Origin of the sequence: Actinoplanes sp. NPDC026670 (genome assembly GCF_040638175.1) — a bacterium.
Lineage (GTDB): Bacteria > Actinomycetota > Actinomycetes > Mycobacteriales > Micromonosporaceae > Actinoplanes.
Genome location: NZ_JBEZXU010000008.1, coordinates 153,265 through 166,860, shown reverse-complemented (window position 1 = coordinate 166,860; position 13,596 = coordinate 153,265). Strand labels below are relative to the sequence as shown.

General features: G+C 70.0%; 15 protein-coding genes. 3 read left to right on the top strand and 12 right to left on the bottom strand.

The annotated features are described in order from the left end of the window. Window position 1: 1 nt before the first annotated feature. Window positions 2–1,804 carry an ATP-binding protein gene (locus AB0E94_RS10770; RefSeq protein WP_360324935.1) on the bottom strand — a complete coding sequence of 601 codons (1,803 nt, stop codon included), beginning with the start codon at window positions 1,802–1,804 and terminating at the stop codon, window positions 2–4. After that, window positions 1,801–2,505 carry a response regulator transcription factor gene (locus AB0E94_RS10765; RefSeq protein ID WP_360325121.1) on the bottom strand — a complete coding sequence of 235 codons (705 nt, stop codon included), beginning with the start codon at window positions 2,503–2,505 and terminating at the stop codon, window positions 1,801–1,803. The genes AB0E94_RS10770 and AB0E94_RS10765 overlap by 4 nt, the downstream gene beginning before the upstream one ends. 156 nt (window positions 2,506–2,661) lie before the next feature. Here AB0E94_RS10765 and asnB point away from each other — a divergent pair, with 156 nt between their 5' ends. Both asnB and AB0E94_RS10755 read left to right on the top strand, forming a co-directional pair. Then, on the top strand, window positions 2,662–4,599 hold the full coding sequence (asnB, locus tag AB0E94_RS10760; protein ID WP_360324933.1) for an asparagine synthase (glutamine-hydrolyzing): 1,938 nt from the start codon (window positions 2,662–2,664) through the stop codon (window positions 4,597–4,599). Window positions 4,600–4,861: 262 nt separating this feature from the next. Beyond that, window positions 4,862–5,242 carry an STAS domain-containing protein gene (locus tag AB0E94_RS10755; protein WP_360324930.1) on the top strand — a complete coding sequence of 127 codons (381 nt, stop codon included), beginning with the start codon at window positions 4,862–4,864 and terminating at the stop codon, window positions 5,240–5,242. 301 nt (window positions 5,243–5,543) lie between these two features. Here AB0E94_RS10755 and AB0E94_RS10750 read toward each other — a convergent pair whose 3' ends face one another. Further along, window positions 5,544–6,539, bottom strand: coding sequence for a sigma-70 family RNA polymerase sigma factor (locus AB0E94_RS10750; RefSeq protein ID WP_360324928.1), 996 nt, complete (start codon window positions 6,537–6,539; stop codon window positions 5,544–5,546). A gap of 107 nt (window positions 6,540–6,646) precedes the next feature. Here AB0E94_RS10750 and AB0E94_RS10745 point away from each other — a divergent pair, with 107 nt between their 5' ends. Then, window positions 6,647–7,435, top strand: a complete 789-nt coding sequence (locus AB0E94_RS10745; RefSeq protein WP_360324925.1) for an alpha/beta hydrolase — start codon at window positions 6,647–6,649, stop codon at window positions 7,433–7,435. Between the two features lie 7 nt (window positions 7,436–7,442). Here AB0E94_RS10745 and AB0E94_RS10740 read toward each other — a convergent pair whose 3' ends face one another. The 9 genes from AB0E94_RS10740 to AB0E94_RS10700 form a co-directional block, all read right to left on the bottom strand. Then, window positions 7,443–7,991, bottom strand: a complete 549-nt coding sequence (locus AB0E94_RS10740; protein ID WP_360324922.1) for a MerR family transcriptional regulator — start codon at window positions 7,989–7,991, stop codon at window positions 7,443–7,445. A 143-nt stretch (window positions 7,992–8,134) separates the two neighbouring features. After that, window positions 8,135–8,599, bottom strand: coding sequence for a bifunctional nuclease family protein (locus AB0E94_RS10735; protein ID WP_043532252.1), 465 nt, complete (start codon window positions 8,597–8,599; stop codon window positions 8,135–8,137). 98 nt (window positions 8,600–8,697) lie between these two features. After that, entirely contained in the window at window positions 8,698–9,366 is a 669-nt protein-coding gene (locus AB0E94_RS10730) for a MerR family transcriptional regulator (RefSeq protein WP_360324919.1), read from the bottom strand. A 68-nt stretch (window positions 9,367–9,434) separates the two neighbouring features. Next, window positions 9,435–9,884, bottom strand: a complete 450-nt coding sequence (locus tag AB0E94_RS10725) for an FHA domain-containing protein (RefSeq protein WP_360324916.1) — start codon at window positions 9,882–9,884, stop codon at window positions 9,435–9,437. Window positions 9,885–10,092: 208 nt separating this feature from the next. After that, window positions 10,093–10,473 carry a glycine cleavage system protein GcvH gene (gcvH, locus tag AB0E94_RS10720; RefSeq protein ID WP_360324913.1) on the bottom strand — a complete coding sequence of 127 codons (381 nt, stop codon included), beginning with the start codon at window positions 10,471–10,473 and terminating at the stop codon, window positions 10,093–10,095. A gap of 15 nt (window positions 10,474–10,488) precedes the next feature. Then, the gene (locus tag AB0E94_RS10715) at window positions 10,489–11,352 is read right to left on the bottom strand and encodes a DUF881 domain-containing protein (RefSeq protein WP_360324911.1); all 864 of its coding nucleotides are present in this window, start codon (window positions 11,350–11,352) and stop codon (window positions 10,489–10,491) included. A gap of 200 nt (window positions 11,353–11,552) precedes the next feature. Continuing rightward, window positions 11,553–11,885 carry a small basic family protein gene (locus AB0E94_RS10710; protein WP_093611661.1) on the bottom strand — a complete coding sequence of 111 codons (333 nt, stop codon included), beginning with the start codon at window positions 11,883–11,885 and terminating at the stop codon, window positions 11,553–11,555. After that, window positions 11,882–12,967, bottom strand: a complete 1,086-nt coding sequence (locus AB0E94_RS10705) for a DUF881 domain-containing protein (protein ID WP_360324908.1) — start codon at window positions 12,965–12,967, stop codon at window positions 11,882–11,884. The genes AB0E94_RS10710 and AB0E94_RS10705 overlap by 4 nt, the downstream gene beginning before the upstream one ends. Continuing rightward, window positions 12,964–13,566, bottom strand: coding sequence for a CDP-alcohol phosphatidyltransferase family protein (locus AB0E94_RS10700; protein ID WP_360324905.1), 603 nt, complete (start codon window positions 13,564–13,566; stop codon window positions 12,964–12,966). Before AB0E94_RS10700 ends, AB0E94_RS10705 begins: the two co-directional genes overlap by 4 nt. Between the last annotated feature and the right edge of the window lie 30 nt (window positions 13,567–13,596).

Here is a 13,596-nt window from a genome sequence, read left to right as displayed (position 1 = left end):
GTCAGCGCGGAGGTGGCCGCTGGTCGAGCAGGCGGGCGATGTCGGTGACCGCGGGCAGGCGGACGGTGAAGGTGGTGCCGAGGCCCGGTTCGCTGGTGGCGGTGACGTCGCCGCCCTGGTCGGCGATGATCCGGCGGACGATGGTCAGGCCCAGGCCGGAGCCGCCGGTGGCGCGCTGCCGGGCCGGGTCGGCACGCCAGAACCGGTCGAAGACCCGGGCGACCTCGTCGGCGTTCATGCCGACGCCGGTGTCGTGGACGGTGAGGACCGCGTCCGGCCCGTCGCGGCTGACCTTCAGCTCGACGCGGCCGCCGGCGTCGGTGTAGCGGATCGCGTTGCTCATCAGGTTGCCGACGACCTGGCGCATCCGGTCCGGGTCGGCGCACACCTCGACCGGGCCGGGGGCGTCGACGATCACGTCGATGCCGGCGTTCCCGGCGACCACCCGGTGCGCGGTGGCGGCCATCTCGGTCAGCTCGGACAGGTCCATCGGCACCGGGTCGTAGCCCAGCTCACCCGCCTCGGCGAGGGCCAGGACCTGCAGGTCGTCGAGGATGCGCCGCTGCAGCAGAGTCTCCTCGTGCAGGGACGCGAACAGCTCCGGTGACGGCTCGATCACCCCGTCGGCCAGGCCTTCCAGGTAGCCGCGCAGGTTCGACAGCGGTGTCCGCAGCTCGTGGGCGACGTCGGCGACCAGCCGCCGCTGGCGTTCCTCGCTGCGCTGGAGCGCTTCGGCCATCGCGTTGAACGCCCCGGACAGCCGGGCCAGCTCGTCCTCGCCGCGGGTCGGCACGCGCACGTCCAGCCGGCCGGCGGCCAGTTGCAGGGAGGCGCCGGTGAGCAGCCGCACCGGCCGGCTGACCCGCCGGGCGATGCCGGCGGTGCCGACGGCGGCGAGCAGCAGCAGCGCGGCCGCGCCGAGCAGTGCGGGTTGCTGGAGCAGGTCCAGGTCCTGGTCCTGCCGGGCGCCGAAATAGATCTCCACGGGTACGACCGAAGGGCTCGCGACCGCCTGCTGGAACCCGAGAGCCAGGCACTTGTCGTACCCGGAGCCGGTCAGCTCGCAGTCGCCCATCCGCGACCAGGACTCGTCGCGCCACGTCACGTCCCGGCGGACCGCGGCGACGCCCGCCTCGACGCATTTCGGCTCGGCGCGGAGGCGTTCGTCGTCGAGGTAGGGCGGCCGGTCGGTGGTCAGCGCCGACGACCAGTCACCGACCTCGGCCATGCACCGGACCGCGACCAGCGCCGCACGGTACTGCGCGGCCTGGACCAGCGCCCGCATCGCCGGTTCGCCGGTGGTGATGGCGGCCGGCGCGAACAGGTCCGACGGCAGGCCGGGGCGGCTCGGCACGGCGATCGGCCGGCCCCCGCGCGCGTCCTTGCCGACGGCCCGCAGTTTCGACTCGATGATCTCGCCGGCCACCTGGGCCGCCTTCTCGATCGACGGGTCCAGAAACGGGACCGCCTCGACGTTGCTGGGCAGCAGCTGCATCGGGCCGGCCGCGCGCTGTTCGAGGTTGTCGGAGTCGGTGAGCACCTCACCGTCGCGGCTCTCCACCCGGATGTGCAGGCCGGTCTGCTCGGACAGCTCGGCGACCACCTCGTCGATGCCCAGCCACTGCCCGTTGAGCACACCGAACAGCCTGATCGCGTCGACGATCTCGGCCTGGTGCCGGTCACGGGCGTCCGCGACCCGGGCCGCCTCACGGGAGGCCAGGCTCAGCGTCAGCCAGGCGGTCGCGCCGATCGCCGAACCGGCGACGACCAGCACGAGCAGGAAGATCCGCAGGCGGAAACTCACGGCTCGGCCATCCGGTAGCCGCGCCCGTAGACGGTCTGCACGTACCGCGGCTCGGCGGGGTTGATCTCGATCTTGCGGCGCAGGTTGACGACATGGGCGTCGACGGTGCGCTCGGACACCTCGTTCTCGAAGCCGAACGTCTTGTCGAGGATCTGGCCGCGGGTGAACACCCGGCCCGGCTCGCGCGCCAGCAGCTCCAGGATGCCGAACTCCTTGGCCGTCAGCCGCACCGGGGCGCCGTCCACCCGTACCTCGAATCGGGGTGCGTCGACCTCGAGCCCGCCCACCCGCAGGATCTCGGAGGCCTCGTTGCCGCGCGTGCGGCGCAGCAGCGCGCGGATGCGCGCGGTGAGCTCGCGCGGGCTGACCGGTTTGCTCAGGTAGTCGTCGGCGCCGATGTCCAGGCCGAGCAGCATGTCGTTTTCCGCGGAACGGGCGGTGACCAGCAGGATCGCGACGTTGGCGAGGGTGGCGTCGGAGTCGGCGCGCAGGATCCGGCAGACGTCGAGGCCGTCGACCTCGGGCATCATCCAGTCCAGGACGACCAGGTCGGGACGGCGGGCCCGGGCCTGCTCCAGGGCGGCCCGGCCGTCACCGACGGTCATCACCTGATGGCCCTCCCTCTCCAGGTAGAGGCGGATCAGCTGGGCGTGCTTCGGGTCGTCGTCGGCTACCAGGATGCGGGCGGTCACGGCTCGAATTCTGTCCCAGGCTGTCCAGGCCGACCAACAATGCGAGAAACCTATGAAGATCAGGTCCCGGATTCGTGCCGCGCACATTCTCGGCAGCTTCCGCACAGGTTCTTCACAGGTCGGAGCCTACGGTCGCCTCCTCGAATCGTTGAGGAGGATCTTTCGATGTGTGGCCTGAGCGCTTTTGTCAGCAGCCGCCCCGACCCGGGGCCGCTGGACGCCACGTTCCGCGAGGCCTTCGCCGCCGCTCTGGCGACCCTGCACCACCGCGGCCCGGACGACACCCAGATCCAGTTCGGTGACGGGTTCGCGTTCGGTTTCAAGCGCCTCGCGATCATCGACCGTGAGCACTCGGTGCAGCCGCTGAGCTACGCCGGCCGGTGGACCGTCGTCTTCAACGGTGAGATCTACAACTACCGGGAGCTGCGGGCCGAGCTGATCCAGCAGCACAACGCGGTCTTCGCCACCGAGGGTGACAGCGAGGTGCTGGCCGCGGCGTTCCACTACTGGGGCGAGGCGGCCCTGCCCCGGCTGCGGGGCATGTTCGCCTTCGTGGCGTACGACCACCGCACCGGCACCCTGCACGCCGCGCGGGACGCCTTCGGGATCAAGCCGCTGTACATGCTGGAGACCGCCGACGGGCTGTTCCTGGGCAGCGAGCGCAAGGCCCTCGACCCGTTCGCGGCGCCGGCCGGGGCGGCTCTGGAGACCGAGTCGCTGGCCCACTACCTGACGTTCCAGTTCGTGCCCGACCCGATGAGCCTGCACCGGCACATCAAGCGGCTGCCGCCGGGCCACCGGATCATCTGGACGCCGGGGGGCGGGGTGCGGATGCACCGCTGGTTCCGGCCGTCGCTGCGCCCGCTGCGGGTCGAGCCCGAGGACGCGTATTCGCGGATCCGGGAGGCGCTGACCGACAGTGTCCGCGCGCACATGCACGCCCACGTGCCGGTCGGGACGTTCCTGTCCAGCGGTGTCGACTCCTCCGCGATCGCGGCGCTGGCCGCCCGGGAGAAACCGGATCTGCACGCGTTCACCGCCGGTTTCGCCGCCCAGGGCTACTCGGAGATCGAGATCGCCCAGGACACCGCCGACCAGCTCGGCATCCGGCTCACCCCGACGGTCGTCTCCGACGAGGACGTGCTGACCCATCTGCCGCGGATCATCCAGCTGCTCGACGACCCGGTCGCCGACCCGTCGCTGATCCCGCTGTTCTTCCTGGCCCGCACGGCGTCGCAGTTCGTCACCGTGGTGCTGTCCGGCGAGGGTTCCGACGAGCTGTTCGGCGGCTACACCATCTACCGGGAGCCGCTGTCGCTGGACCGTGTCGACCGGCTGCCCCCGGGCATGAAACGCGGGCTGAAGCATCTGGCCGAGGTGCTGCCCGAGGGTGTGAAGGGCCGGTCGTTCCTGGAGCGCGGCACCACCCCGATCGAGCAGCGCTACTACGGCAACGCGCGGATCTTCGACCCGGACGAGAAGGCCCGGGTCATGCGGTTCACGTCGCAGCCGCACACGGCGATCACCGCACATCTGTACGCGGAGACCGCCGACGTCGACCACGTGGCCTCCATGCAGTACGTGGACCTGCACACCTGGCTGCCCGGCGACATCCTGGTCAAGGCCGACCGGATGTCGATGGCGCACAGCCTGGAGCTGCGGGTGCCGTTCCTGGACCAGCGGGTCTACGCGGCCGCCGCGGGCCTGCCGACCGATCTGAAGCTGCCGCCCGGTGTCACCACCACCAAGCACGCGCTGCGGGAGGCGATGAAGGGCATCGTGCCCGAGTCGGTGCGCTCGGCCAAGAAGCTGGGCTTCCCGACACCGACCCGGCTGTGGCTGCGCGGCCCGATCGGCGACTGGGTGGACCACCTGCTCGCCACCTCGCAGGCCGGTGACCTGATCGATCTGGAGTACGTGCGGGGCCTGCTGGCCGAGCACCGGGCCGGCGGCGCCGACCGCTCCCGCAAGGTGTGGACGGTGGCGATGTTCTGCCTGTGGCACGCCATCGCCGTGGAGAAGTCGATCATCGTGGACAGCCCGTTGCCAGCCCGCGTGCCGGTGCAGCGCCAGGAGCCGGGCCTGTCGCACGTCTTCGGCTGACTGCCGGGCCCGGTGCGGCGGCCTCCAGCCGGACCGCCATCCGGTGTTCACGCCGCACCGGGTCACGGCCTCACCCCGGAAGCCCGATCCCAGGAAGCCCGGCCCCAGGAACAGCCCGGCCCCAGGAACAGCCCGGCAGCGGGGGATCAACCGGCCGCGCAGCCCTCCCCCGCTGCCGGGTCCATCGCCGTCGGCCGGTTCCCGCGGAATCCCGCCCGGCCGCCGGCGATGAATCACCGCGCCGACGGTGGTCCTTCCTTCCATGGGGGTCTCTGCGGTTCGGTTTCCCGTCGGTACGGCGGTCGCGCGCGCCGACATTCCGGCGCTGTGTGCCCGGCTCGCCGATCTGCTTCGCGGGCACGCCGGTGATGTGGTCGAATGCGACGTCACCGGGCTGGCCTCGCCGGACGTCGTAGCGGTCGAGGCGGTGGCCCGGCTGCGGCTCACAGCCCGGCGTCACGGCCGTCGCCTGATCGTGGTGGGCGCCGGCCCGGAACTGCTGCTGCTGTTCGGCCTGCTCGGCCTCACCGACCTGCTGGCCCCGGATTCCCCGGCCGCCGGCTGCTCCCGGCCCGCCAAGCCCCAGCCAGCCGTCGCCCACGACGGCAATCCACCACCGAAAACCGACCTGAACGACGGCTGACCGGCCACCCCGACCGCCAGCCGTCGCCCACCACGGCAATCAGACGCTGAGAACCGGTCTGAGCGACGGCTGACGGGCCACCTGACCGCCAGCCGTCGCCCACCATGGGAATCCACCACCGAAAACCGCCCTGAACGACGGCTGACCGGCCGCTCTCACCCCCAGCCGTCGCCCACCACCGGAATCAGACGCCGAAAACCGACCTGAGCGACGGCTGGCCGGCCGCTCTCACCGCCAGCCGTCGCCCACCACGGGAATCAGACGCCGATAACCGACCTGAGCGACGGCTGGCGGTCGGGGGTCAGGGCAGGTCGGTGGGCGGCAGGTGGGCCGGCAGGTTGAACAGCGGGAACAGGCGGGGCGTGTCGAGGAAGTTGTTGACTGCCGTGATGCGGCCGTCGGCGATCTCCAGGACGATCAGCGCCCACGGTTCGTGGCCGTCGCCGGTGCGACTGGCCCGGTACTGGCCGAAGGCGGGCAGGCCGTTGGCGACGACCGGGATCAGGCGGGAGCCCTCGCAGCCGCTGCCGGTGCCGGACATCCACGCGTGGATGTCGTCGTGACCGCGTAGCCACAGCGCCAGCGGCGGCATCGACAGGGTGGCGTCCTCGTGCAGGAGTGTGGTGAGGGCGCGCAGGTCGTACGACTCGAAGGCTTTGACATAGCGGGCCAGAAGCTCGCGCTGTTCGGCATCGAGAGGCCGGTAGGTGTCGCCCGCCGAAGGCGTGGCGGCCGAAAGGGTGGCGCGGGCGCGTTGCAGGGCGCTGTTGACGCTGGCCACCGACGTGTCGAGCAGGTCGGCGACCTCCTGCGCGGACCAGGCCAGCACCTCACGCAGGATCAGCACGGCCCGCTGCCGCGACGGCAGGTGCTGGAGCGCGGCGACGAACGCGAGACGGATCGACTCACGTTCGGCGATCAGGTTGGCCGGGTCGGAGCCCTCGGGCAGGATGCGCTCGTCGGGGACCGGGCCGACCCAGATCTTCTCCGGGTGGACGGCGCCGGGGTCGGTGGCGTGGCCGGAGCCGGCCGGGCCGAGGTCCATCGGCCGGACCCGGCGCTGGGCGGCGTCGACCATGTTGAGGCACACGTTCGTGGCGATCCGGTAGATCCACGAGCGCAGCGACGAACGGCCCTCGAAACTGTCGTGGCCGCGCCAGGCCCGGATCATGGTCTCCTGCACGGCGTCCTCGGCTTCGAAGGCCGAGCCGAGCATCCGGTAGCAGTAGCCGGTCAGCTCGGGCCGGAAGCGTTCCAGCTGCGCCTCGATGGGTGGGTCGGTCACCGCGTCACTCACGCGCCCGAACCTACCGCGGATTTTTTCGCACGGCAGCGATGAGTTTCCGGGACGGGCCGGGTCTACCCGATGTAAGCAACGACGAGAGACGTTTTCGAGGAGCCGAGATGAGCTACGCCGAGGTCAACGGGATCAACCTGTACTACGAGACGCACGGCACGGGCCAGCCGCTGGTGCTGCTGCACGGCGGGCTCGGCTCGGGTGAGATGTTCGGCGCGTCACTGGCCGTGTTCGCCGAGAACCACCAGGTCATCCTGCCGGACCTGCAGGGCCACGGCCGGACCGCGGACATCGACCGGCCGGTGGACTACGCGCTGATGGCCGACGACATCGCGGCCCTGATCGACCATCTGGGCCTGGACCGGCCGGACGTCGTCGGGTTCTCCCTCGGCGGCGGGGTCGGCCTGCAGCTGGCGATCCGCCACCCGGAGAAGGTCGGCAAGCTGGTGTCGACGTCGGCCGGGATCCGGCGTGACGCCTTCTACCCGGATCTGCTGGCGCAGCAGGCTCAGGTGAACGCGGCCGCCGCCGAGTTCATGACGGAAACCCCGATGTACGAGCTGTACGCGCGGGTGGCGCCGCGCCCGGAGGACTTCCCGCGCCTGCTCGACAAGATCGGCGAGACGATGCGTCGGGACTTCGATCACACCGACGACGTACGGGGTCTGCGCGTCCCGACGCTGATCATGGGCGCCGACGCCGACATGGTGCCGCCGAGCCACTTCGTGGAGATTTTCGCCCTGCTCGACGGCGGTCAGCGTGACGGCGGATGGATGGGTGACGGCCGGCCCAAGGGCGGGCACGCCCTCGCGATCCTGCCCGGCACCACCCACTACAACATCATCGACTCGCCGCTGTTCGCCACGACGGCGCTGAGCTTCCTGAGTCAGAAGTAGCTGGCTGTCATCCTGCGCGACGCCGGGCCCGGCGGGCCGCCAGCTCGTCGTTCTCATCCGGGGCGGCCGCGGCGCCGACCGGCTGCGGACCCGAGACGGGCTCGGCGGGCAGGTGCGACAGCGAACCCTGGATCTCCTTGAACGCCCCGCCGATCGCGATGCCGAACACCCCCTGGCCGCCCTGGAGCAGATCGACGACCTCCTCCGGGGACCGGCACTCATACACCGTCGTGCCGTCCGAGATCAGCGTGATCTCGGCCAGATCATCGACCCCGCGCGACCGCAGCGTCTCGATCGCCCGGCGGATGTTCTGCAACGACACCCCGGCGTCCAGCAGGCGCTTGACCACCTTGAGCACGACCAGGTCACGGAACGAGTAGAGGCGCTGGGTGCCGGAACCGGACGCGTCCCGGACACTCGGGACCACCAGCGTGGTCCGCGCCCAGTAGTCGAGCTGCCGATAGCTGATCCCGACCGCCTGACAGGCGGTGACCCCGCGGTACCCGAGCTCGCCGTCCTCGCCGACGAGAGGGCCTTCAAGAGGTTGCTCGTGCACGCGACTACCTCCCCGCGCCCATGATCAAAATCTAGGCGGTGTGCCGGTTCACCTGGACTTCACGAGCGTATATCTCAATCACGGCCGAAACATGGAGGTAACCGCTCGACACGCCGCGCACGGACGAACGGCGCCAGTCGATGTCACCCAGCGAAATCTTCGGGCCGCACCTGGTCGAGGAACTCGCGGAATTTCTCCACCTCGTCCTCCTGCTCGTCGGGAATCACGATCCCCGCCTCGGTGAGAACCTGCTCGGCACACCGGATCGGCGCGCCCACCCGCAACGCCAGCGCGATCGAGTCGCTCGGCCGCGCCGACACCCGCAGATTGTCACCGATCAGCAGATCGGCGTAGAAGACGTTGTCTTTCAGCTCGGTGATCTCGACCGCCTTCAACGGCGCCTTCAGCGCCGCCAGGATGTCACGCAGGAGATCATGGGTCAGCGGCCTCGCCGGCTTCACACCCTGCTGCTCATAGGCGATCGCGGTGGCCTCGACCGCCCCGATCCAGATCGGGAGGTAACGGTCACCATCCACCTCCCGCAACAACACGATCGGCTGGTTGCTGGGCAGCTCCACCCGGACCCCGACCACGCTCAGCTCACGCACCGCCGCCTCCGTGTCGTTATTGTCTCGGCTGCTACGCAGCCGCCCTAACCTGCACGGTACACGCACACCACGGGCACCCGATCCGCACGGCGGCGGGATCAGCGGCCCAACTCACCCCGGAGACCCGACCGGACCAGCGCCGCATGCAGCCGCTGCGAGAGCGCCTGCAGCTCACGGGCGGTCTCCACGGCACGCGCCCGGGCCGCCGGGTCCTGCTGGCGGGCCAACGGCGCCAGCAACTGTGTGAACAGGCCCACCTCACGATCCGCGGCATTGCGGAAAGCACGCAGGTGACGGACCTCCAGCCCGTAATGAGTGAGACCCACCACGGCCTCCACGATGATCACCTGATCGGCGTCATACCAGCCGGGCGGACGCGCCGTCACCAGACCGATCTGCTCCAACTCGGCCAGCAGCGCCTCATCGACACCCGTCCGCTCGACCAGATCCGCTTTCGGCACCCGGCTGTCCGCCGGATCCTTGGCCTGCGACGTGCCCACCGCCACCAGCGTCGGCCGCTGCGGAACCACCGGCTCCTTCTCCATCCGGTCCAGTTGCTCCCGGATCACCCGCAAGGGGAGGTACTGGTCGCGCTGCGCGGTCAGCACGAACCGCAGACGGGCCACGTCGTTCCACGAATACTTCCGGTACCCGGAAGCGGTACGTTGCGGGTCGACCAGACCCTCCGCCTCCAGGAACCGCAGCTTCGAGATCGTGGTGTCGGGGAACTCGGTGCGCAGATGGGCCAGCACCTCCCCGATGCTCATCAGCGCACCCTCACGCCCGTCCTGAGGGCGCGAAGCCCCCGGATCACGCGCGGCCGCCCCCGACGCCGTCACGCCCGGCCCTCGCCCTCCGGCCGCGGACCGGCGATGAACACCAGACGGAACTTGCCGATCTGGACCTCGTCGCCATTGCTGAGCGTCGCGGCTTCAACCCTTTCCCGGTTCACATACGTACCGTTGAGCGAGCCGACGTCACGAACCGTGAAGGTCCCGCTGTCGCGGTGGAACTCGGCGTGGCGACGCGACACCGTCACGTCGTCGAGGAAGATGTCACTGTCCGGGTGCCGGCCGCTGGTCGTCACATCGTGATCGAGGAGGAAGCGGGCGCCGGCATTGGGCCCACGGCGCACCACCAGCAGAGCCATCCCCGGGGGGAGCGAGCCGGCCATCCGGCTCGGAACCACGTCCGTCTCGGGTCCCTCCAGCACCTCGTCAAGGGCGCCAAGGTTCAGCGTGGACGTGACGTCGAGCGGGGGGAACTCGTCGTCTGGGCGCGTCATCGGACCACCTCACGGATCAGTTGGTCGTCGCCTCCCAGCGAAGCCAGCGACGTTGCGGCCCCGCCGGGGCCATTCGGCCCGACGCACGACTATCGGTTTCAAAGGAATAACAGTTCTTCGTGTGCTCCGCGAGCCTAGTCAGCGCCAATATCGCTGGGCAACCGGACTCGCGGAAGAACGAATGGACGGGCATGAAATGCCCGCGGCGTCAGCTTTCGGTGAGAGCCCGGTACGCCGCGGCATCCAGCAGCGCGGCCACCGCCCCCGGATCATCCGGCGCGATCTCCACCAGCCAGCCCGCCGCATACGGCTCGCCGTTGATGATTTCCGGCTCGTCGGCCAGCGTGGCGTTCCTCGCCACCACCGTGCCCGAGATCGGCGCGTAGATCTCCGAGACGCTCTTGGTCGACTCGATCTCACCGAGCGAGTCGCCCGCCTGCACCACCGTGCCCTCGTCGGGCAACTGCACATACACGATGTCACCCAGCGCGTCCTGCGCGAAATGGGTGATGCCCACCCGCACGGGCCCGCTGCCGTCACCGGCGACCCACTCGTGCTCCGCGGTGTACCGCAGATCCTCAGGAATCAACGCTTCCTCCGTTAATCACGACACCGGACGCGCGTATCGCAAGGCTGCCGCCTTCCGCACCGCGGTCACCTCGACCAGCGAACGCGAGTCCATGGTCACGCTACCGCCGTCACTCTTCGCCGACGCCACCACCCCGCCCGGGATCTGCAGCGCCGTGCTCATCGTGCTCGCCGGCCCGATCACCAGCAGATGGAACGGACCACTCAGATGCTCACCGTCGGCGATGATGCCGCCACCCGACGCATCCACGAAGAAACTCGACGCGACAAGCCGCACAGCCGTCCCGTTCGCACCGTTGAGCTGCATCACCTCACCGCCGGCGCCCCGCAGCTCCTGAACCGTGTTCAGCACGTCGGACGCACCGACGTCGCTCAGCGTGATGTCCAGACCCGGGCCGCGACCCGAGACCGTACCCGCCAGCAGCCCCAGTTCCTGACTGCGCCGCTCCGCCTCCGCGACCGCCGCCTCACGGCCTCCGACCTCGGAGTTCAACTGCTGTTTACTCTGCTCCAGCTCCTGAATCTGAGCCAGCAGACGACTGTCCTCCGACTCCAGGTCACTCAGGATCCGAACCAGGTCCTCCTGCCGGGTCGCGGCCAGCCCGTCATCCGCGTCGTTGCTGCGCAACTGCACCACGAGCGTGAAACCGAGCAACGCCAGCAGCACCCAGATCAGCGTCCCGGCCGGCGCCGGCCGCCGGATCCGCGGGCGATCAAGATCACCTTCCGGTTTCCCGGAAATCGACAGATCGGGTGACTCCTCCGGCGCCTCGAGATCAAGATCACCATTGGGTACGGCCGGAGCGCCCCCCGATCCACCGGAACCATCGCCGCCTGGAGCGCCGCCGGAACCCGGGCCGGACGCTTCCGGGGAATCCACGGATGCTTCCGGGGAACCCACAGGCGTTTCCGGGGAACCCACGAGCGTTTCCGGGGAGCCCACGGCTGGAAACGCCGCCAGCGGGACGGTCGGCTCCTCCTCGGCATGCGGCAGGGCGCCTGGCGCCGTACCCCCCGAAGGGTCTTCGTCGTGGGATCGCGCCGCGCCGGGCGTGCCGTCAGGATCGGTCATCTCGCGTCCTATGCCCGGAAGAGGTGCCGTCGGATCGCCGCGACGTTACCGAAGATCCGCACGCCGAGCACGACCACCACACCCGTCGACAACTGGCCACCCACACCCAGCTGGTCACCGACGTAGACGATCAGGCCCGACACGAGAACGTTCGAGATGAACGACACCACGAACTGCTTGTCGTCGAAGATCCCGTCCAGCTTGGCCCGAACCCCGCCGAACACCGCGTCCAGCGCCGCAACCACCGCGATCGGCAGGTACGGCACCAGTTCGGGCGGCACCGACGGTTCGAACAGGATGCCCAGCAGGACACCGACGAGCAGGGCGAGTACGGCGATCATCGGCCGCCTTCCGTCACTGACGAATCAGGCACGGGCGACCCCGCACCTGACGAAACGTTCGCGGAGCCCGACGGAGCGGGCGCGATGCTGGGCTCAGCCGACCGCAACTTCAGGTCGGTCGCCGCCTCCAGTGTCACGTCGTCGGCCTCGGCGGTCTCGAACGAGATCCCGAACCGCGCCGACAACGTCTCGAAGAACTGACCCGCATAACCCTTGCGGAAATCATCGGCGAGATCGTCCGGGCCGATCGCCACGATCTCGTACGGAGATCCGACCGGCCGGATGTCCACCAGAATCGCCTCGCCCGCCTGCCGGATCCGCGAAGTCGCCGTCAGCCGCTGTCCGTTGATCATGATGGCCTCGGCCCCGGCCTCCCACAACGCGTTCGCCGCCAGCTGGAGATCGGTGTCCTTCACCTGCGCCTCGGTCCGCCGCACCCCGGTCACCGCATCCACCGACGTCGGCCCGTCCACCAGCTTGACCCGCGCCCCGGAACCACGCACCCGCGCCAGCCCGGTCACCGCCTCCAGGTCACGCAACCGCGCCACCGTCTCCCCGCCCAGCTCCCGGTCACGCAGCGCCGCCACCTCGTCGGCCAGCTGATCCGCCCGCCGCTGAAGCTCCTCGGTCTCCGCACGCCGGTTCTGCACCTGGCCGATCAGATCGCTCCGCGCCTGCGTCCGGGCCGGCTCCTCAGCCATCGTCTGCCGGTACGACACCACCAGCAGGAACCCGATCACCGCGAGCGTCAGCGCCGCCGAAATCGCCGCGGCCCTCCGCCGTACGCCGGTCCGCGGCCCTTCCTTCGCCCGCCTGGCCGCCGCATCGGCATAGCCGGGATCCAGCGGATTCTGGAACAACTCGGTCAGGAAGTCCGGGCCCCAGCGCCGCTTCCCCGAACCGCCGTCCGGATCCGGCGGGCCGCCGATGCTGCCCAGCCCCTCCCAGGCGCCGCTCGGCTCGCGCAGCGCCGCCGCCACGCCCGGCCGGATCGTCCCCGTCCTCTGCTCAGTGCCGGCCGTGCTGTCACCGGATGACGTCTCGGGAACGCCGGCCGGGTCTTCGGAGAGCGGACGGCTCACGAGGAACCCTCGCGGTCGGCGCGCAACAGCTGCACCGCCTGGACCAGGTAGAGGACCGCGGCACACCAGTACAGGCCCAGCGCCCACCAGGACAGGCCCCAGCCGATCGGGCCGATCCACCAGTCGGTCGACGGCACCGCCTTCGCCAGCAGGATCAGCGGGAACGACGCCAGCAGCAGGAACGTCCCGGTCTTCCCGACATAGTGCACCGGCGGAGGACCGTAGCCGTGGCGGCGCAGAATCAGCAGCACCACCCCGAGGACCGCCTCACGCAGCAGCAACGCGCCGGTCAGCCACAGCGGGATCACCTCGCGCACGGTGAACCCGATCAGCGTCGCCACGATGTAGAGCCGGTCCGCGAACGGGTCCAGCAACTCCCCGAGACGACTCACCGAATTCATCCGGCGGGCGACATAGCCGTCCACCCAGTCGGTCGAACCGCCGATCATCAGCACGACCACTGCGGCGACGTCGTTCTCGGCGACGAGCAGCAGATACAGGAAGAGCGGCACACCGAGCAGCCGGATGAAGCTGATCGCGTTCGGCAGGGTCCAGATCCGATTCGAGGACTCGATGGACGACGCAGGTTGCTGCGACATCGCGACTTCCTCTCCCCCTCGGCCGAGGCC